General features: G+C 42.3%; 18 protein-coding genes, 1 tRNA gene and 1 pseudogene. 13 read left to right on the top strand and 7 right to left on the bottom strand.

The features are described 5' to 3' along the window. The first annotated feature begins 13 nt into the window (after positions 1 to 13). From LI82_RS06880 to LI82_RS06890, 3 genes are read left to right on the top strand one after another with little or no spacing between them, the layout of a single operon-like run. On the top strand, positions 14 to 1,132 hold the full coding sequence (locus LI82_RS06880) for a pyridoxal phosphate-dependent aminotransferase (RefSeq protein WP_048194461.1): 1,119 nt from the start codon (positions 14 to 16) through the stop codon (positions 1,130 to 1,132). After that, positions 1,132 to 1,782 (top strand): CDP-alcohol phosphatidyltransferase family protein, encoded by a 651-nt coding sequence (locus LI82_RS06885; RefSeq protein WP_048194462.1) that lies wholly within the window; start codon positions 1,132 to 1,134, stop codon positions 1,780 to 1,782. The genes LI82_RS06880 and LI82_RS06885 overlap by 1 nt, the downstream gene beginning before the upstream one ends. Before the next feature lie 41 nt (positions 1,783 to 1,823). Next, on the top strand, positions 1,824 to 3,095 hold the full coding sequence (locus LI82_RS06890) for a hypothetical protein (protein WP_048194464.1): 1,272 nt from the start codon (positions 1,824 to 1,826) through the stop codon (positions 3,093 to 3,095). 110 nt (positions 3,096 to 3,205) lie between these two features. Here the strand turns inward: LI82_RS06890 and rpiA are convergent, their stop codons facing one another. The 4 genes from rpiA to LI82_RS06910 all read right to left on the bottom strand — a co-directional run bounded on the left by rpiA (position 3,206) and on the right by LI82_RS06910 (position 7,305). After that, on the bottom strand, positions 3,206 to 3,901 hold the full coding sequence (gene rpiA, locus LI82_RS06895) for a ribose 5-phosphate isomerase A (RefSeq protein WP_048194466.1): 696 nt from the start codon (positions 3,899 to 3,901) through the stop codon (positions 3,206 to 3,208). A gap of 45 nt (positions 3,902 to 3,946) precedes the next feature. After that, the gene (gene aspS / locus LI82_RS06900) at positions 3,947 to 5,278 is read right to left on the bottom strand and encodes an aspartate--tRNA(Asn) ligase (protein WP_048194468.1); all 1,332 of its coding nucleotides are present in this window, start codon (positions 5,276 to 5,278) and stop codon (positions 3,947 to 3,949) included. A gap of 628 nt (positions 5,279 to 5,906) precedes the next feature. After that, complete coding sequence (locus LI82_RS06905) at positions 5,907 to 6,374, bottom strand: hypothetical protein (RefSeq protein WP_048194470.1); 468 nt, start codon at positions 6,372 to 6,374, stop codon at positions 5,907 to 5,909. A gap of 361 nt (positions 6,375 to 6,735) precedes the next feature. Then, on the bottom strand, positions 6,736 to 7,305 hold the full coding sequence (locus tag LI82_RS06910; RefSeq protein WP_052402794.1) for a DNA-packaging protein: 570 nt from the start codon (positions 7,303 to 7,305) through the stop codon (positions 6,736 to 6,738). Positions 7,306 to 7,393: 88 nt separating this feature from the next. Between LI82_RS06910 and LI82_RS12460 the strand changes: the two genes are divergently transcribed. The 6 genes from LI82_RS12460 to LI82_RS06940 all read left to right on the top strand — a co-directional run bounded on the left by LI82_RS12460 (position 7,394) and on the right by LI82_RS06940 (position 15,009). Then, the gene (locus LI82_RS12460; RefSeq protein WP_052402795.1) at positions 7,394 to 8,002 is read left to right on the top strand and encodes an ASCH domain-containing protein; all 609 of its coding nucleotides are present in this window, start codon (positions 7,394 to 7,396) and stop codon (positions 8,000 to 8,002) included. Between the two features lie 316 nt (positions 8,003 to 8,318). Further along, positions 8,319 to 10,223, top strand: coding sequence for a DNA topoisomerase (ATP-hydrolyzing) subunit B (gene gyrB, locus LI82_RS06920; protein ID WP_048194472.1), 1,905 nt, complete (start codon positions 8,319 to 8,321; stop codon positions 10,221 to 10,223). 11 nt (positions 10,224 to 10,234) lie between these two features. After that, positions 10,235 to 12,730 (top strand): DNA gyrase subunit A, encoded by a 2,496-nt coding sequence (gyrA, locus tag LI82_RS06925; RefSeq protein ID WP_048194474.1) that lies wholly within the window; start codon positions 10,235 to 10,237, stop codon positions 12,728 to 12,730. A gap of 65 nt (positions 12,731 to 12,795) precedes the next feature. Further along, positions 12,796 to 13,692, top strand: a complete 897-nt coding sequence (gene pdxS / locus LI82_RS06930; protein ID WP_048194476.1) for a pyridoxal 5'-phosphate synthase lyase subunit PdxS — start codon at positions 12,796 to 12,798, stop codon at positions 13,690 to 13,692. Between the two features lie 36 nt (positions 13,693 to 13,728). Beyond that, the gene (gene pdxT, locus LI82_RS06935; RefSeq protein WP_048194478.1) at positions 13,729 to 14,322 is read left to right on the top strand and encodes a pyridoxal 5'-phosphate synthase glutaminase subunit PdxT; all 594 of its coding nucleotides are present in this window, start codon (positions 13,729 to 13,731) and stop codon (positions 14,320 to 14,322) included. Between the two features lie 282 nt (positions 14,323 to 14,604). Further along, positions 14,605 to 15,009, top strand: coding sequence for a pyridoxamine 5'-phosphate oxidase family protein (locus LI82_RS06940; protein WP_048194480.1), 405 nt, complete (start codon positions 14,605 to 14,607; stop codon positions 15,007 to 15,009). Between the two features lie 101 nt (positions 15,010 to 15,110). On the opposite strand, the gene LI82_RS06945 is transcribed toward LI82_RS06940, so the two are convergent. After that, a complete protein-coding gene (locus LI82_RS06945) occupies positions 15,111 to 15,416 on the bottom strand; it encodes a helix-hairpin-helix domain-containing protein (protein WP_048194481.1) in 306 nt (101 codons plus the stop codon). Positions 15,417 to 15,515: 99 nt separating this feature from the next. Here LI82_RS06945 and LI82_RS06950 point away from each other — a divergent pair, with 99 nt between their 5' ends. Then, positions 15,516 to 15,929, top strand: coding sequence for a DNA-3-methyladenine glycosylase I (locus LI82_RS06950; RefSeq protein ID WP_081955769.1), 414 nt, complete (start codon positions 15,516 to 15,518; stop codon positions 15,927 to 15,929). Here the strand turns inward: LI82_RS06950 and tnpB are convergent. Next, entirely contained in the window at positions 15,902 to 17,023 is a 1,122-nt protein-coding gene (gene tnpB, locus LI82_RS06955) for an IS200/IS605 family element RNA-guided endonuclease TnpB (RefSeq protein WP_048194484.1), read from the bottom strand. The two genes, LI82_RS06950 and tnpB, sit on opposite strands and share 28 nt — an antisense overlap. A 259-nt stretch (positions 17,024 to 17,282) precedes the next feature. Between tnpB and LI82_RS06960 the strand changes: the two genes are divergently transcribed. Continuing rightward, positions 17,283 to 17,355 (top strand) — tRNA-Asp (locus tag LI82_RS06960). A gap of 429 nt (positions 17,356 to 17,784) precedes the next feature. Next, positions 17,785 to 17,928: a hypothetical protein gene (locus tag LI82_RS13100; protein WP_160174962.1), complete on the top strand. Its 144-nt coding sequence runs from the start codon at positions 17,785 to 17,787 to the stop codon at positions 17,926 to 17,928. 305 nt (positions 17,929 to 18,233) lie between these two features. Here the strand turns inward: LI82_RS13100 and LI82_RS13395 are convergent, their stop codons facing one another. After that, on the bottom strand, positions 18,234 to 18,572 hold the full coding sequence (locus LI82_RS13395; protein WP_048194486.1) for a PGF-pre-PGF domain-containing protein: 339 nt from the start codon (positions 18,570 to 18,572) through the stop codon (positions 18,234 to 18,236). Between LI82_RS13395 and LI82_RS12755 the strand changes: the two are divergent. Beyond that, a pseudogene (locus LI82_RS12755) lies at positions 18,493 to 18,846 on the top strand (transposase); the annotation flags it as partial. The gene LI82_RS13395 and the pseudogene LI82_RS12755 overlap by 80 nt on opposite strands. Positions 18,847 to 19,063: the final 217 nt, after the last annotated feature.

Below are 19,063 nucleotides of genomic sequence, written 5' to 3' on the forward strand. Positions count from 1 at the left end.
ATGGAGGGGATGCATGATGCAACAAAATTATGAGACTCAATCTGAAAAATATGAATTTATTTCCGGACAGCATGGTGGTTACTATCGCCATGATTTTATTGATCATGCTTATCTTTACAATCTGTATTTCCCGCCAGAAGAAGTTTTTACAAGTTTTAAAGATAAAATTCACGACCTTGTCCTTAACTACCCGATTGCACAGGATGCTCTTGACGATCTCATAGGTGATCTGATCGATCAGCCTGCTGAAAGGATCGTTGTAGGAAACGGCGCTGCCGAACTTATCAAGATCATATCCGGCCACATATCCAACAAGTTGATCGTTCCAGTACCATCTTTTAATGAATATGTGAATGCAGCACCAATAGGCAAAGTAGTTGAATTTCCTCTTGAATTTCCATCTTTTCAATTGGATGTAGACAAGTTTGCTGCTGAAGCGATCAAGGTTAAAGCAGATGTTGCTGTCGTGGTAACACCTAATAACCCAACATCGATCCTGGTTCCCAAGTCCGATCTAATATCTCTTGCACAAAAACTTGCAGACCATGACTGTATGCTGATCATCGATGAATCATTCATAGATTTTGCACATGATCAGGATAAGGCAACTCTGGAACATGAACTCGAACGTTATCCGAACATAGCCATCATTAAAAGTATGAGCAAAGCCTATGGCATCTGCGGTATCAGGATCGGTTATCTGCTAACTGCAAATTTAGCATTTGCTGAATCTGTAAGGAAAGGTGTACATATATGGAACATTAACGGATTTGCCGAAGAGTTTCTGCGGATATTGCCCGATTACAGACAGGAATTTGTTGAAAGCTGCAAGCAGGTAAGGATCGACAGGTACAATATGTACAAAAGCCTGTGTGCGATCCCGGGAATGACTGTTTACAAACCCGATGCAAACTTTATTTTCTGCCGCCTCCCGGATCATGCACAAAGTGGTCCTGAAATCACACGGAAGTTGTTCATTGAGCATAATATGTACATAAAAAACTGTCAGGACAAGACCCTGCCTGATTCTGATCGTTATGTTCGTATCGCCAGCCGTACTGAAGCAGAAAATTGCAAATTAGTTGAAGCATTAGTAGATGTTATTGACTCCAACAAAGTGGAAGTATTCTGATGAATAATTCAGAACATCAGCGATCGCATCAGACAGGAATGCTTGCTTTCGCCCGTGATCTTCCAAACATCTGTTCGCTTGCAGGACTGTTATGTGCGGTCCTTAGCATATACTATGCCATATTAGGTAATTTGCCGATCGCGATAATTGGTATGATCTGGGCTGTTGTTTTTGACTGGGGTGATGGTCTCATTGCTCGCAGGATGAAGGGACGAACTGATGAATATCGAGCTTTCGGAGGACAGCTTGATTCATTGATAGATATTGTAAGTTTTGGAATTTGCCCCGCTGTATTTCTCTTGAGCTATGGAGAATTCAGCCCATGGTTCCTACCCGGAGCGTTCGTGATCGTCGCCGTCAGTGCAATACGGTTGAGTTATTTCAATGTTTTCGGGCTGGTCGATGATTCGACATATATGGGATTAGCACTTGACAACAATGTACTGATTCTTGCTTTTATCTTCCTGTTTGACAGTTTTTTCAGTCACCCGATCTTTTCAGTCGCTATATATTCATTGTTTATGTTTATGGCTGTCTTTAATTTAGCACCAATCCGAACGCCCAAGTTTTCCGGCAGGTGGTTTTCTGTTCTCCTGGGTTATGTCCTGGTGTTAACAGTAATCTATAGCTGGATACTGTGGAGCAGGTAACAATAAAATTGGAACTACTTATCTAAAAAAAGGAAGATTTAATGTATGAATTTCAATCACTCAGAAAATGTATCTCAAACAATGACAATGAGCTAATGATTTACGGAGCAGATCGTTTTTCACAGTTCCCGCGCCGTGATGCATCCGTTAATTCAAAATGTGACCGAGTGCTTCCGGTAGCACGTCCTGATGATGTGGTAGTTCTACGCGGAAAACTGGACTCCGAATATCATAAATGGCTGCGTTCCCATGGTCTGGGATCGGATCATATTGTGGAATATGACGCTTATTCAGGAGAAATGTCACTCTCCGAACTTATCGTTAATGATCCTGAACCAGTTAAAAAGATCATCAGGCAGATCGGGAAAAAACCTGTATATGTGCCATGGTTTTCAGGGCGTATGGAAACTGAAGCTGCAAAAGTTCTTGGAGCTGATCTTTTTGGAGCAACTGAAACTGCAACACTAAAGTATAATGATAAGTCAGCTTTCAAGACCGTATGTCAAGAATTGGGCATTGCTGTTGTTGAAGGCACTTCATTTGAAATGCATCCTGAAGACAATGAAAATTGTACCGATCTGGAAAACATTATTAACGGATATCTGTCAACCTGCGAAACTGTTATTATTCGCGGTACTTTGGGTGAAGCCGGCATGTCGTTATACAAAACGAAAGGCCATGATATCTCAGAAATATATCACGAAATTGCAGCTAGCGGTGAAAGATCTGTTATCATTGAGCCTTTTCTGAATGTTTTTTCTTCTCCGAATGATCAGTGGGCGATCAGCAGAGATAGAAATATTAATTCACTTGGGATGCGAGATCAAATATGCGAAAGGGGGATGGTACACGTTGGCACTCTCAAAGAAGCAAATGCATCAGCAGATACTTTAAATTGCATTACAAAAACATCTGCAAAAATTGTAACTAATATGGCTGAATTCGGATATCGGGGTATAGTCGGTATAGATTATATTGTATCGGATGATGGTATATTTCCTGTTGAAAATAATGCTCGTTTTAACGGTTCCTCTTATGTGAGCATGATCGTAGATAACATCGAAGAATCATTTTCCCCCATTCCATTCTGGAAATTTATGAAGATCAGGACAGAAGCATGCTCATTTCTTGAGCTAACTGAACGTATTGAGCCAGTACTTTACGATGGCAAAAAATTAAATTCCGTATTTCCTTTTAGTTGTGATACATTGCCGTTATCCGGAGATTTTGCTGTTATACTCTTAGCCGAGAATATGGCTGAGATCTTTAACATCGAAGAATCACTGAAAGAAATGGTGATCAAAAGTTTTTGATCAATCTTATATGCCAATAAATTATCGATCAAAATCTAAAAATTAAAAAAGCAAAATGCAGGTCCTGAATTTATCTTAAAGGACCACGCATTGGAAATTTAATACGACGGTTATTTGATGATTTCAACAGCTCCGCCTTTCCTGCCAACATAGACCTCGTCGGTATTCAGGAAAAGGCCGTGCTCTACGACACCAACGCATGCGGAGAGCCTCTGGTAGAGTTCTGCCGGGTCCTCAATAGTGCCGAATTCAACATCCATGATGACATTTCCGTTATCGGTGATAACAGGACCGTCCTTGCGGGATGCCATTCTTATCAAAGGCACACCTTCAAGATCGATCATCTGCTTTTTCACAAGTTCTCTTGCATATGGAAGTACTTCCACAGGCACGAAGTGGTTAAGCTTTTCACTCATCTTGGAATCATCTGCGACTACAACAAAGCGTTTTGCTGAATAGGCCACGACCTTCTCACGGGTGTGTGCTGCACCGCCGCCCTTGATGACGTTCAGGTTAGCATCGACCTGGTCTGCACCATCGATAGCAAGATCGAGCACAGGGTGCTCTGCAAGGCTTGTAAGTGGTACGCCTGCTTCAATAGCAAGCATTTCAGCCTGATAAGATGTGACGACTGCAAGAACATCCAGTCCTTCCTCTCTTACACGCCTTCCAACCTCTGCAATAGCAAAAGCTGTGGTGGAACCGGTTCCAAGACCGATGACCATACCGTCCTCTACAAGATCAGCTGCTGCAATTCCTGCTGCCTGCTTCTCAGCACTTGATGCACTTGCATTTCTTTCTTTCATTTTAATTCCCCTTTTACCGGAAAATAAATGATGGGACTGCCACCCTTAAGGTGACAATCGCTTCCTGTCCCTTGGGAACAGGACAGTATCGCGGATATTCTCAACACCGAGCATTGTCATAACAAGACGCTCACAACCGACACCCCATCCGGAGTGTGGTGGCATACCGTACTTGAATGCACGCAGGTAGAAGTCAAACCCATCAGGATTAAGTCCCTGTGATTCGATCCTTTCCTTAAGCATGTCATGCAGGTGTATACGCTGTGCACCGGAGGAAAGCTCCATTGTCCTGTGCATCATATCGAATGACTTGGATATCAATGGGTCGTTCTCGTAAGGCATAGCATAGAATGGCTTGATCTCGGTTGGCCAGTCAGTAATGAAATAGTGTGATTCTCCGGTTTCCTTGAACACATACTCACCAATGGTGTGCTCTGCAACGGTACCAAGATCTCCGCCCCATTCGATCATTTCCTCACCCTTGGCATTGACGATGTCAATAGCCTCGCTGTAAGGGATCTTCATGAATGGTGTCTTTGGAACTTCGAGCTCAATACCAAGGTTCTTAAGGGAAGCTGACTCGTTCTCGATGACCTGTCCATAGACGTAAGCGATCATGTTCTCGAGGATCTCCATGACCTCGAAGTGGTCTACGAAACTTGCCTCGATATCGATGGACGTAGCTTCATTAAGGTGCCTGCGGGTGTCGTGCTCTTCTGCCCTGAAGATAGGACCGATCTCGAATACCCTGTCAAGTCCGCCGGACATAAGGATCTGCTTGAAAAGCTGCGGGCTCTGGTTCAGGAATGCTTCCCTGTCAAAGTATGTGATAGGGAAAAGGGATGTACCACCCTCGGTAGCTGTTGCAACGACCTTAGGACTTGATGTCTCGATAAAACCTTCGTCGGACAGGAAATTCCTCACTGAGCGAAGGACCTCGTGTCTTATCTTGAAGATAGCTGTGGTCCTTTCACGTCTAAGGTCAATGAACCTGGAATCAAGACGTGTGTCAAGTTCAGCATCTACCTTTCCGGTGGTGTCCATTGGAAGTGGTGATTCAGCTTCATTGAGGAGTACGACCTCATCAGGTATGATCTCATATCCGTTTGGAGCCTTGCCTTCAGGTTTTGCAGTACCTGTAACAGCCACAATTGACTCACGTACCAGCTTTCTTGCAGTATCGAAGAGTTCCTTGTCGATCTTCTTCTTGACAAGTGTTACCTGTGCCCTTCCTTCACGGTCACGGACAACCAGGAAGCAGATTCCGCCAAGGTCTCTGACTTCATGTACCCATCCGCAGACAGTGACCTTCTCATCACCGATCTTTTCCGGATCGATCTGTGAGGTATAATGTGTTCTTGGGTTTTCTAATGACATATATTCACCTTACAAAGTTATCAAAATGATATGTATAGCGCTTTATGACGCTTTTGATAAGCCTGTTAGTATATAAGCTATTCTTGTACTCTAAATTGCATCCATGTAAATATAGCTAACTATTGGAAAAGAAGGATATTGTAATTCTAATTTTCAGGAAGGATGTAACGCCTTTCAGGAGTGAATCTATGTTGCAAGCTTCACTACGGTCTGAACCAGAGAGTTCGATCGGTTTCCTTCTCGTTTCGGTAATCCACTTGAGCTAGTCGTGTAGATGTCGTACTGGCTGTTTCCCGGAAGTGCGCCGATATGTTTTTCTGATCGGATTGTGGTTTTAATGAAAAAAGGTGATTGAGGATGCTCATGTGTGGTGCTGGGATATATACAAAAAGGAAAGTTGAAAGGTTAGCTTTTTGGTCGTTGTAGGAATCGCAATAAGTGGGGATTAAGCAAATACCAACGTTTCAAATTCATCATAAATAGTTTCTAACTTGTCGAGTTCTTCTTCCAAGATCTCAATGTTTGCTATTGTTTGGGAACATTTCTTCTAGGTTGTATATTTATTTCCACATCCATTAAAAAATAAAACGATGGAGTAAAAAAGTTACAACTCCATCCTTTGTTTCCCTTAAATTGAAGCTGTGCCTTTTAGTTCAAGAGTGGTATCTGCTTTTTCACTCCACCAAGCTTCACCACTGACTTTCACCTTCGACCAGCCACCAACGGAAACACTTGCTTTCATATCCTGATTCAGGGTGATGCTCGATTGATCAAATTTCACACTATCGTTTGCTTTGACACGGATTCTCCAGCTACCATTAGATGGAGCAACTATTTTGGCATCGATTTTGGCTGTTATGGACCAGGGGAAAGGATTAGTAAATGATCCGACGACTATTGAGCCATATCCATTTACAACGTGTAATTTTATGTCTATGGGTTGACTGACACCAAGGTTTCCTTCTCCGAGCTGGGAGATTCCCAGCAAAGTTTCCTCACTTACATCCAATTTATCCATTATTTCTTTTTTCAACTCATCTTCCCATAAGGGAGCTTTCATCTCTACACTTGTTGTATTTTGTAGTATTTGTTCCATATATTTACCTCAATAATTTATTTTTTTAGTTAAATGTATTATACATTCGATTATATATAAATATTTTTAATGTGTTTTGTAAGAACTATAAAACCTCTGCTTTCCAATTCCGCTCTTACTTACTGATTGGTATAGTCTTTCAACTTCCCCAATCTTAGCTGACCTTTTATCATAAATTCGCCATATTTCAATTTCATAGGACACAAACTCGTCTTCTCATACCTCCGCTTCTTATTATTGTCCTTTTATGTACAGTCGACTCACCTATCCACATCTCAAACTCTCAACCCACCACTCACACCAAATCCTCCTGAGAACCGAGGAATCGGTATACCAGGTTTCTTCGGAGGAAGCAGTTCGGTCAGGGCCCACACAAGAGCATCGACTCGGTTCGGATACTTCCCTTCCCCAGGTATCCACTCACACATCTGGTCCTCGAGTGCAGGGAATGTGCCGATATGTTGAATCCGCCGTTGCTTGTAGTATGATGATATCGGCTCTGCTCTCGTTTGTTTTCCATGGGGCTGGCGCGAACAGCCTTGAATGGAATCGACTGATCAACTGCTCTGAGGTTGACCTCAACAAGATCTCCACCGTTGTTCACCTCGCCGATGACACGATCTGCAGAGTGCTTCCCGAAGGCTGCGATTGCTTCAGCTGCCCACTTTCGAGGTGTAGTGTGGCAGGTATAATCACCCATAACATACCCATGCTTCTGTCTATCGATGCCAGCAACAACAATGCCGGTATCGACGTCCCCATCCTTTGACGTTACTGCCGGATCCACACCTACAACAATGCGGACGAGCTCAGGTATCTTTGCGACCCTGTGTGTCTCAATGTTGTCCCTCTGCCAAAGTGCATCAGGATTGTCATCCAGTATCTCTACATTGAGTTCCTGTTGGCCAGGATGACTACCTTCAAACTTCAAACTTAGAAAGGAACATCTTCATGAAGAAGGCTGCAGGGCATTGTTCCACATAAAATTATTTATATAACAATCAATATGGATAAATAAGATGGTTCAAGAGCAGACTCCCACAAATACGGATATAAATGTACCCAAAAAATGGCAAGTCGCTGTTATTCCAAAAGAACCAACTTATTTTGACCGTTTCTTACCTTCCACACATCAACAGAGCACGCTTTTCGAATGTGGTATGGACATGGGTGATGAACATGCATTGCCATATCCAAAGATACATGTCCTTGCAATAAGGCAGCCATGGGCATCACTGGTAATACACGGGCTAAAAAATATAGACATACGTTCGAAGAATACCTCTATTCGGGGAACCATCGCGATCTATGCGAGCAGAGCACCTATTCGTAAGAAAGACCTGAAATGGGTGAATGAGAACTGTGATGTTCCTGCTGACCTTTTTGATGATCTGCCCACAGGAATGATAATCGGGACAGCAAACCTGATCGAATGTATGGAATATGAATCGGATTTTCATTTCAAACTTGACCAAAGACGGCACATGAACCGGGAAGATAACTATTGTGAGAACATTAAAGGCTGGCTTTTAAGATCTCCGCGTGCAATAGAACCGGTCGATTATAAGTTCAATGGAGAGGTCGTCTGGAGTCTGGCGGATACTGAGATATTACAGCAAACTGCTTAAGACTCTCTAATGTAAGATGTGAGTTGTTAAGTTCAGATTATTTCCTCTTATCGGATTTATTGTATCGGTATTGGCAATATTCCAATATTCCGATATATCCGATATTCCTACAAATTGGTCCTAAATCAAACCCAATTACCAATCATACATTTATATACATGTAATGCATAGTACGAGCAGATTATTTAGATAAAAAACAATATCTGGTAAATTGAAACTAAATTAATTCATACTGACTTTTTGTCTACAAATATCATTTACAGGATAAATGATTTTATTTAAGAGCTAAAAGCCACATCACATGGAGAAAATCGAGATGAGTGACAGGCAAGATTACGATGCAACACACATTCAGGTACTTGAAGGGTTGGAAGCAGTACGCAAACGACCCAGCATGTATATCGGAAGTGTAGACACCAGAGGACTTCATCACCTCGTGTACGAAATAGTTGACAACAGTATCGATGAAGCACTTGCAGGATATTGTGATTCAATAGATGTATCCATCAATTCTGATGGTTCTGTTACCGTTGTGGACAACGGTCGTGGAATACCTGTTGGCACCCATCCGAAATATAAGAAATCCGCTCTCGAGGTCGTACTTACGGTCCTGCACGCAGGAGGAAAGTTCGATAAGAGCAATTACAAGGTATCAGGCGGTCTCCATGGTGTTGGTGTATCAGTTGTCAACGCCCTTTCCGAATGGATGGAAGTTGAAGTAAAACGTGACGGAAAATTATACTATCAGCGTTATGAGTATGGTGCACCGGTTGCTGATGTATCTGTTATCGGGGATGCAGAAGGGAACGGGACAAAGAGCACTTTCATGCCTGATAGCAAGATATTCGAAACGCTTCATTTTGATTACAGCACTCTTATTACAAGACTTCGGGAACTTGCATTCCTCAACAAAGGTATCCGTATCAGCATAACGGATGCAAGGCAGGAGGAAATGGAACAGGATGTCTTTGAGTATGAAGGAGGTATCGTCTCTTTCGTTGAGCATCTTAACATGAGCAGGACGCCACTTCACAAGGACCCTATCTATTTCGAACGGGAAAAAGAAGGGACCATAGTCGAGATCTCCATGCAGTACACTGACAGTTATGGGGAATACGTCTACTCTTTTGCTAACAACATCAACACTCACGAAGGTGGAACTCACCTTGTCGGGTTCAAGACAGCACTTACACGTGTTGCTAATGATTACATCAAGAAGAACAATGTGGTAAAAGGTGATGAGAAGCTCTCAGGCGAGGATATTCGTGAAGGGCTTGCAGCCATTATCAGTGTGAAGCTCACAGAACCCCAGTTCGAAGGGCAGACAAAGACCAAGCTTGGTAACAGCGAGCTTAAGGGAATAGTAGACTCCATGGTCTCAGAAGGACTTTCAGAGTACATGGAAGAGAACCCAAAGGTAGCAACTATCATCTTCCAGAAGGCACTGGATGCCAGGCGTGCAAGGGAAGCTGCCAAGAAAGCACGTGAACTTACCCGAAGGAAGAGCGCCCTTGAGGTCAGCACACTTCCGGGAAAACTGGCAGACTGTTCCGAAAAGGACCCCACAGTAAGCGAAGTATATCTTGTGGAAGGAGATTCTGCAGGTGGCTCAGCAAAACAGGGACGTGACCGTAAGTTCCAGGCGATCCTGCCATTCCGGGGTAAGATCATCAATGTTGAGAAAGCACGTCTTGCAAAAGTACTGAAGAACAACGAAGTGCTCTCACTGATCACTGCAATGGGTACAGGTATCGGAGAGGATTACAACCTGGAAAAAGCACGTTACCATAAAGTCATCATAATGACTGATGCTGATGTTGATGGTGCACACATACGAACACTCATACTTACTTTCTTCTTCAGGTACATGACACCGCTTATTGATGCAGGTTATGTTTACATCGCCCAGCCTCCTCTTTATCGCATAAAGAAAGGAAAGGCTGAACATTATGTATATTCTGACAGGGAACTGGCAGCAAAGCTTGAAGAGATCGGTGAAAAAGGAACCAGCATCCAGAGATACAAGGGTCTTGGTGAAATGAATCCTGAACAGCTATGGGAAACCACAATGAATCCTGAGACAAGGACATTATTGCAGGTAAGCATGGAAGATGCAGTAGCTGCTGATGAGATATTCTCTATCCTGATGGGAGATGAGGTCGCACCGCGTAAAGCGTTCATACAGAAGCATGCAAAGGAAGTTGTCAATCTGGATGTGTGAGGTGAGATAAGATGGCAGATAATATGAACAATGAGCCTACAGACGTACAGCCAGAAGATGAAGCACCTCTGGACATCCGGCCTACCGATACAGGTGAAAGGGTCGTACCTGTGTTGATACAGGACGAAATGAAGAACTCGTATATCGATTATGCAATGAGTGTTATTGTGGGAAGGGCATTGCCTGATGCACGTGACGGTCTCAAGCCGGTACACAGGCGTATCCTGTATTCCATGAAGGAAGCCGGGATCACATCTGATAAGGCATACAAGAAGTCCGCCCGTGTAGTGGGAGACGTTCTTGGTAAATACCACCCGCATGGTGACACTGCAGTTTATGATTCCCTTGTGAGGATGGTACAGGAGTTCTCCCTGAGGTATCCACTTATTGATGGTCAGGGTAACTTCGGTTCAATTGATGGTGATTCAGCAGCAGCAATGCGATACACTGAGGTCCGCATGGACCGTATCTCCAATGAGATGCTCTCAGATATCGATAAAGAGACCGTAGATTACAAGCCGAACTACGATGGTTCTCTCAAGGAGCCGTCAGTGCTTCCTGCGAAGCTTCCAAATCTTCTTATTAACGGTTCTACCGGTATTGCAGTCGGAATGGCCACTAATATGGCACCTCACAACCTTGGTGAAGTGATCGATGCCACATTGAAACTTATTGATGAGCCGGAAACTACGACCCCTGAGCTCATGGAAATAGTCAAAGGCCCGGATTTCCCAACAGGCGCTACAATTCTCGGTACACAGGGTATCAGGTCTGCATATGAGACCGGACGTGGCCCTATAAAGCTGCGTGCAGTGACCTCTATCGAGGAAATGAAACACGACAAGAACCGTATTGTCGTAACAGAGCTACCTTATCAGGTCAATAAGGCCAAACTCATCGAGAACATTGCCTCACTTGTGAGGGACAAAAGAATAGTCGGTATTTCCGATCTTCGTGATGAGTCTGATAGGGATGGTATCCGTGTTGCTATCGAACTTACAAGGAATACCAATCCAGAAGTTATCCTGAACCAGCTTTACAAGCACACCCAGATGCAGACCACTTTTGGTATCATTAATCTTGCACTGGTGGATGGTATCCCAAGGGAACTTACTCTCAAGGAAATACTTCAGATCTACCTGGAGCACAGGATCGAAGTTATCCTCAAGCGCTGCCAGTACGACCTGAGAAAAGCTGAGGAGAAGGCACACATACTTAAGGGACTGCTTATCGCACTTGACCATATTGATGAGGTCATTGCTCTTATCCGTGGTTCAAAGACCGTTGATGAAGCCAGAAGCGGCCTGATGGAAAAGTTCGGTCTTGATGAGGTCCAGGCAAAGGCTATTCTCGATATGCGCCTCCAGCGCCTGACAGGATTAGAAAGGCAGAAGATAGAGGACGAGCATGAGGAACTCATTAAGCTCATTGGTGACCTGAAGGAGATCATCGCCAGCGATGAAAGAAAATATACCATAATCAAAGATGAGTTGCAGGAGATCCGTGACAAGTTCGCAGACAAACGCAGGACAACGATCACAGGTTCCCACGTTGACATCGAGGATGAGGATCTCATCCCCGAGGAAGATGTTGTTGTAACGATCACAAATAGCGGTTATATCAAGAGGATGCCAGTGGACACTTATACTCAGCAGCACAGGGGTGGTAAGGGTGTCATGGGTATGGAGACCAAGGAGGAGGATTTCGTTGAGAATATCTTCGTGTCTTCAACTCATAATTACCTGATGTTCTTCACAAACCGTGGAAAGGTACACTGGTTAAAGGTCTACAATATTCCGCAGGGAAGCAGACAATCCAAAGGTAAGGCTATCGTTAACCTTCTTGAACTTGCAGAGAACGAATCCGTTACTGCAATGATACCTGTAAAGGAATTCGACGAGGACAAATACCTGTTCATGGCTACCAGGTCCGGTACTGTAAAGAAGACCCAGTTGTCTGATTTCAGCAATGTCAGAAAGGCAGGTATTATTGCTATAAACCTTGACGATGGTGATGATCTTGTCAATGTAGCACTTACCGACGGCTCAAAGGAAATAATGATGGTATCAAGGCATGGAAAGGCCATCAGGTTCTCTGAGGACGATGTACGTTCAATGGGACGAACCGCAAGAGGAGTACGCGGTATGAAGCTTGCAGGCGATGATGTTGTGGTAAGCCTTGACCTCGTTGATGCGGAAAGCAAGTTGCTGACAATAACCGAGAATGGATATGGAAAGCGTACTACCTTTGATGAATACCGTAGCATGAAACGTGGTGGACAGGGTGTCATTACCATAGTCACAAGCCTGCGTAATGGTCCGGTCATAAATGTGAAGGCTGTAAACGATGACGATGAGGTCATGGTCACCAGCTCTGAAGGCATTATAATCAGGATACCTGTGAAAGACATACGTGCACAGGGCAGGAACACACAGGGTGTTAAAATAATGAATGTGAAACCTGGCGACAAGGTCGTGGGTGTTGCAAGAATTAAATATGAGGAATGACACGAACTAAACACTTTTAAGCATTGACTATATTTAGTACAATAAATCGACAGAAGGATGATCTTATGGAACTTGAAAAATTACGACATGGTACCGAACTTATCAAGCGCGGTTTTGCAAAGATGCAGAAAGGCGGCGTTATTATGGACGTTACAACTCCTGAGGAAGCAAGGATCGCTGAAGAAGCAGGAGCTGTTGCAGTTATGGCACTTCACGCTGTACCTTCCGATATCAGGAAGGAAGGCGGCGTTGCAAGGATGGCTGACCCACAGGTAACTGCTGACATCATTGAATCCGTAACAATTCCGGTAATGGCAAAAGCAAGGATAGGACACTTCGTTGAAGCTGAGATCCTGCAGGCACTTGGCTCTGACATGATCGATGAGTCAGAAGTGCTCACACCTGCTGATGAAAGCTTCCATATCGACAAGACACAGTTCACTGTTCCTTTCGTATGTGGTGCACGTAACCTCGGTGAAGCACTCAGAAGGATCAACGAAGGTGCAGCTATGATCCGTACAAAGGGCGAAGCTGGTACCGGTGACGTCAGGGAAGCTGTACGCCACATGAAGCAGATCCAGGGAGAGATCAGGACCCTCAAGGGCATGACAAAGGAAGAGCTTATCATGGCTGCAAGAGACATCGAAGCACCTATTGAGCTTGTAATGGAGACCGCAGAAATGCAGCGTCTTCCTGTTGTGAACTTTGCAGCTGGCGGTGTCGCAACTCCTGCTGATGCAGCTCTCATGATGAGACTTGGCTCTGACGGTGTTTTCGTCGGATCAGGAATCTTCAAGGCAGAGAACCCTGCAATGATGGCAAAAGCTATCGTTGAGGCTGTCAACAACTATGATAATCCTGAAGTGCTCGCAGAGATCTCAAAAGGTATCGGCGCAGGCATGAAAGGAATCAGCGTTGATTCCATTCCGGATGAACAGGTTCTCCAGACACGCGGCTGGTAACCTTCTTCTTTTCTTTCTTTTTTTACGGTGTTTATAATGCGTATAGGTGTTATTGCTATTCAGGGCGATGTTGCCGAACATGTTGAATCTGTTGAAAGAGCACTCGCTGAACGCGGGGAAACTGCAGAAGTTGTCACTATCAAGCACAAAGGAATAGTTCCTACATGTGACGGTCTCGTGTTCCCAGGCGGAGAAAGTACAACTCTTGGCCGCCTGATCCTCAGGGAAGGCATTGACGAGGAGATCAAGCAGGCAAAAGAGAAAGGTATTCCAATACTTGGTACCTGTGCAGGTCTGATCCTTCTTGCGAAGTCTGGAGATTCACAGGTCGAGAAGACACATCAATACCTGCTTGGACTGATGGATATAAAGGTAAACAGGAACTCTTTTGGAAGGCAGTTCCAGTCCTTCGAGGTCGACCTCGATGTTTCAGTATTGGATTCACCATACAACGCCGTTTTTATCAGGGCACCGGCGATCCTTGAAGCAGGTGAGGATGTGAACGTCCTTGCGTCAATTGATGACAAGATCGTTGCTGCTGAACAGGACAATGTCCTTGCACTGGCATTCCATCCGGAGCTTACTGAGGATATGAGGATCCACCAGTATTTCCTCGATAAGTTATTCTAATTAAAACTAAAAAGTACGGAACAGCAATATTGCTATCAGTAATTTGTTGTTTCCTGATTTCATTCTTTTTTCTTCATGATATACTTCAAGAGGATGATGTTTATCATTCCAATGCAGATTAAGAAACTATAAAATCATCAATGCAGGAGCATTCAGCGTAGTTAAAAAACATTCCGATAACGGCAATATGGAACAAATAAGAAATTCTTATTAAGGTATAGCGTGTTTTCCCTTTAGGTCTCATAAGAGATCATGATTATTTTATTAGAAATGGTGATTTAGATGGTCAAACTCACAGAAGATATGAAGGAAGCATTTTCAAAGGTAAGAATTTTCCCATTTGCAACAGCATCAAAGGCAGGAATGCCAAATGTCATTCCTATCGGCATGTGCCAGTTAGTCGATGATGAAACTATCTGGGTCACGGACAACTATTTCCTGAAGACCCGGGAGAACCTGGATGAGAACCCTGTGGCATCCATCTTTGTCTGGGGTCCTGAGGTTGGCGCCTGTTTCCAGATAAAGGGAGATGTCGAGGTCAAGACAAGCGGTGAGGACTATGACAAAGCTTATGCTGGTGCAAAGGCAAAGGGCGACAAGTTCCCTGCAAAAGCTCTCATGGTCATGAAGATCACTGAGGTATTCGAATGTATTTCCGGAGATAATGCCGGAAAGAAGTTGATCTGATCAGGTTAATTCATTAATCGTTCATCTAATGATAGGTTGATCTTCTTTATTCTGAATCTGATAAGTGAATAAAAAAAGAAGAGCTAAATTTATCATTAGGATCACTTTTTTTCGTTCTTCTTTTTTTCCATATTTTTATCGGACCAGTTCCACCATTTGAGTAAGTCAGGTTCAGGGTTTTTGTGGGATGCATAATAGACCGCTTCCCTGAAGCCGTATAATACACATCTGTCTATGTGTCTGCCTCTTAGATCAATTAATTCAAGATACATCAGTTCAGGATCCCTTTCCTTGAGTTCGGAAATGGAGCGTATTCCAAGATCCCACAGTTGCTCAGCTGACTTTTTCCCAAAGCCCGGCATTTGCATTAGTTCTTTTAAGGTTTCTTCTTTCTTTGATCCGCTCATCGTTTAGTCCTTTATCTTATCTAATTTCATCTTAGCTTTACCCCTCTTGTAGAATTTCCTAAAAGAAACTATAAAAGCTTTGACATCTGTCTGAAATGTATGAAACTTCGTTGTGAGTGGGCAAATGCAAACGATCTTGAAATAGAGTATCATGACAAACATTGGGGTGTACCTGTGCATGATGACAGAACTCTGTTCGAATTCCTGATACTGGAAGGTGCACAGGCAGGTTTGAGCTGGGATAGTATTTTGAAAAGGAGAGAATCATATAAAGAAGCCTTTGATGATTTTGACTTCAATAAAATTGCAGCCTATGATGATGCAAAGGTCGGGGAACTTATGCAGAACAGTGGGATCATACGCAACAGAAGAAAGATACTGTCTTCAGTGAACTACCACCCTATGAACAGGGTGGCTTCCTGTTTCATTCTTTTCTCTATTGAGAACAAGTCCACAGGCTCTTCCCGTAGTTCCTACGGTGACGATTATATACCTATTAAGTTCTGCTCTTGAAGAGCAAATGTTTTGATATTGATAGCGGCATTAATGTCTCTATCGTGAGTGGTATTACAGTCTAAACATTCCCATTTTCTATCTGCAAGGGTCAAAGAACCGTTATATTTTCCACAAACATTACAGATTTTAGTTGACGGCTCGAATTGCCCGATGCGAAGTATTGTTTTCCCATACCATTCTGCTTTATATTCGAGCTTTTCTACGAAAGAACTCCACGATGCATCAGCTATACGTTGTGCAAGATGGTGATTCTTGAGCATACCAGATACATTTAAGGTTTCTATTGCTATGGCTTGGTTCTCGCTGACGAGCTTTGCTGAAACCTTGTGTTGAAAATCGTGTCTCTGGTTACTTATTTTTTCATGAAGTTTAGCTACTTGTTTACGTGCTTTGTTCCTATTGCTGGAGTCTTTTTGCTTTCGAGAAAGACGTTTCGACAGGACTTTAAGGCGTTTCATGGAGTTTTTAAGGTGTCTTGGATTATCGATTTTGTCACCGTTTGACATGATGGCGAAATCTTTGATACCTACATCTACTCCCACGGTGTCATTTTCCGAGAATTCCATCTTTTTCAGATTTTCTCCTCCATCATCCACAAGAATACTGATATAGAACTTTCCTGTAGATGTTTGGGAGACTGTAGCTGTTTTCAAATCACCGTTGCCTAATGAACGATGTAAAATAGTCTTAACATTGCCTATTTTTGGAAGGTAAATCATGTTGTTCTCAAAATCAACCTTATAGTTCTGAGGAACATTGTACGCCTGTACTGGATTTTTTCGAGATTTGAACTTAGGGAATCCTTTTTTCTCTCTGAAAAATCGTGTAAAAGCATTATCGAGATTGAGAGTAGCACCCTGCAATGACTGAGAATTAACCTCTTTAAGCCATTCGTGTTCTCCATCCCTCTTCAACATTGTTATTCCTTTATTCAAGTCAAATCTTGAAACGGATTTACCATCTTGTTCATATGTCTTAATTTTCTGCTCTAAACCCCAATTATAGATGAATCTACATGCTCCAAAATGCTTAAATAACATCTCCTGTTGCTCTTTTGTAGGATATAATCTATACTTATAGGCTTTTAACATTCAAATATATATTTGAGTTAACTGTATATATAATTAATGTTAAGAAACACAAAGAACTTATTTTGTAGAATAGACGTAATTCATCCACCGTTTGAAAACGGTGGTCTTCTTACTAAAAACCGATAAATGAGTAATTGAGCAATTGGACGAACAAATAGAAAGTAAAAAATGGAAAAATGACTACAACAGTCCAAAGATGCGATATGTTTATATGTGTAGAAGCGTTGTAGGAGTGCTCACAACAGCAATCAGTCGCAATGTCCGAATAGTGTAGAGGCCTATCATGGAGCCCTGTCGAGGCTCCGACCCGGGTTCGAATCCCGGTTCGGGCGTATAGATTTACCAGCAGAAATTGCTGGTAATTTTTTCTCTTTTATCTTTGTTAATATTGATTAATTAGAATTTTAGTGGAATCTTATGATTTTTGATAACAATCATTTTTAATAAATTATTTTTATAGTTTATCTATTTGATTTGGGACCATTTTAGAAAATTTTAAGTAGTACCGCCTTCTGATGGTAACTATCTTGTCTCTGGTTCAATGGGCAGTGTTCCAAATGGATCTGTAGAGGCTAGCTTTTCAGTAATAGCTATGAAGGAGTCTTATTAAAGATTGATGAAAATGGTGATGAAATCTGGTCTCAGTCCAATGATAGTTATTACTCTTCAGGTTTCAACTCTATTGCAGGATCTGATGGCAATTAGTTACAGCAGGATCTACATCTATTAATGACGGAGATGCATATGATACTCTGGTAGTTGTGTTCGAAGATCCTACAATTGAGAAACAAACTGTTCCTGAAGAAGAGGATCACGATAAGGAGAATGAAGAAGAAAGTCCTCTTTCATTCCTGGTCACTCTTGCCTGCCTTGGATCTGCCTTTATATTGATGAAGAAGAAATGATTAAAGAGCTAACAGGGTTATTATGTCCTGTTCTTATTTTTTTATTAAAATCCAGCGATTTCAGTTATTCCTGGAGTATTCTTTTTTCAAGAGCAGATTTTTTTGTAATCTATAGCTATTCTAATTGTATTTGTAATCGACTTTTTTATTGGTAATGAATTTTGATACAATAATAGAAATGCAATATATTGAAAAACAATTTCTATGAAAATTAAGAGCATGGACTAACGATTATAGGATCATAATGATCAAAATATGTGTCATAATTAAAAACTTAAATAATAAAATAAGAAAAAGGAAGAAACTTAGTTCTTCCCTTTGCGGAATATACAGGCAAAGACCAGAATTAATATGGATGTGACCGGGGATATGCCAGGTATTCCATTTGGTTCATCTGTAGTAGGTTCCTCTTCTGAAGCTCCGGCATTATCAGAATCATAGATATCATCTGATGGATCGTCGGTGTTAATTGATGATCCATCTTCCACATCAGCTGCGATAGCAAATGGGGAGAATCCCGGAGTTTCTGCTTCGAAGTAAACGTATGAGTCATCCTCTCCAATCTTCATATTATTCTTTGAAGCATTGATCGTTGGAATGTCGAAAGAAATGAGTGTTTCTTCTATTGCTGAATTGGTCAACATTAATGAAGATTCTGTCTGATGAATTCTAGCTCATTATGTTAAAAAAGCAAGAGTAAAGATGGATCTGTCTGGACTTGATACAATTGGAGTAGACAAAATATCTGTTAAAAAGAGTCACAGCTTTGTGATTTTATTCTATGATCTAAACATATCAAGAGTAATTCATATAGGAAATGGAAAGAAGAGAAGTGTTTTCAAAAACTTTAGAGCTATCCTTTCTAAGAAAATAAATCCTGATAATATCCAGTATATATCAATGGATATGTATCCTGCTCGCACCCGTAACTTCATATGTAGCAGAAGTACAAGAAACTGGCACATGGAGAACAACGTTGTAACCAGGTCGATTACGACCGTAAACACTATTAAGACATAAAATCAATTGCTTAATGGGGTAAGAGCGTGAGGACTATTTGTTAATCGAACTTAATTTTGATTTTGACAACCTGCCCCCTAAAACACGGGCACCTCATAGGCAACGCTCCTACCCC

It is taken from the genome of Methanococcoides methylutens (assembly GCF_000765475.1).
GTDB lineage: Archaea > Halobacteriota > Methanosarcinia > Methanosarcinales > Methanosarcinaceae > Methanococcoides > Methanococcoides methylutens.

What these genes read in the sequence shown, in the direction of transcription:
- LI82_RS06880 (WP_048194461.1), top strand. Translation starts at nt 14, where the DNA reads ATGATGCAACAAAATTATGAGACTCAATCTGAAAAATATGAATTTATT.
- LI82_RS06885 (WP_048194462.1), top strand. Translation starts at nt 1,132, where the DNA reads ATGAATAATTCAGAACATCAGCGATCGCATCAGACAGGAATGCTTGCT.
- LI82_RS06890 (WP_048194464.1), top strand. Translation starts at nt 1,824, where the DNA reads ATGTATGAATTTCAATCACTCAGAAAATGTATCTCAAACAATGACAAT.
- rpiA (WP_048194466.1), bottom strand. Translation starts at nt 3,901, where the DNA reads ATGAAAGAAAGAAATGCAAGTGCATCAAGTGCTGAGAAGCAGGCAGCA.
- aspS (WP_048194468.1), bottom strand. Translation starts at nt 5,278, where the DNA reads ATGTCATTAGAAAACCCAAGAACACATTATACCTCACAGATCGATCCG.
- LI82_RS06905 (WP_048194470.1), bottom strand. Translation starts at nt 6,374, where the DNA reads ATGGAACAAATACTACAAAATACAACAAGTGTAGAGATGAAAGCTCCC.
- LI82_RS12460 (WP_052402795.1), top strand. Translation starts at nt 7,394, where the DNA reads ATGGTTCAAGAGCAGACTCCCACAAATACGGATATAAATGTACCCAAA.
- gyrB (WP_048194472.1), top strand. Translation starts at nt 8,319, where the DNA reads ATGAGTGACAGGCAAGATTACGATGCAACACACATTCAGGTACTTGAA.
- gyrA (WP_048194474.1), top strand. Translation starts at nt 10,235, where the DNA reads ATGGCAGATAATATGAACAATGAGCCTACAGACGTACAGCCAGAAGAT.
- pdxS (WP_048194476.1), top strand. Translation starts at nt 12,796, where the DNA reads ATGGAACTTGAAAAATTACGACATGGTACCGAACTTATCAAGCGCGGT.
- pdxT (WP_048194478.1), top strand. Translation starts at nt 13,729, where the DNA reads ATGCGTATAGGTGTTATTGCTATTCAGGGCGATGTTGCCGAACATGTT.
- LI82_RS06940 (WP_048194480.1), top strand. Translation starts at nt 14,605, where the DNA reads ATGGTCAAACTCACAGAAGATATGAAGGAAGCATTTTCAAAGGTAAGA.
- LI82_RS06945 (WP_048194481.1), bottom strand. Translation starts at nt 15,416, where the DNA reads ATGAGCGGATCAAAGAAAGAAGAAACCTTAAAAGAACTAATGCAAATG.
- LI82_RS06950 (WP_081955769.1), top strand. Translation starts at nt 15,516, where the DNA reads ATGAAACTTCGTTGTGAGTGGGCAAATGCAAACGATCTTGAAATAGAG.
- tnpB (WP_048194484.1), bottom strand. Translation starts at nt 17,023, where the DNA reads ATGTTAAAAGCCTATAAGTATAGATTATATCCTACAAAAGAGCAACAG.
- LI82_RS13395 (WP_048194486.1), bottom strand. Translation starts at nt 18,572, where the DNA reads ATGTTGACCAATTCAGCAATAGAAGAAACACTCATTTCTTTCGACATT.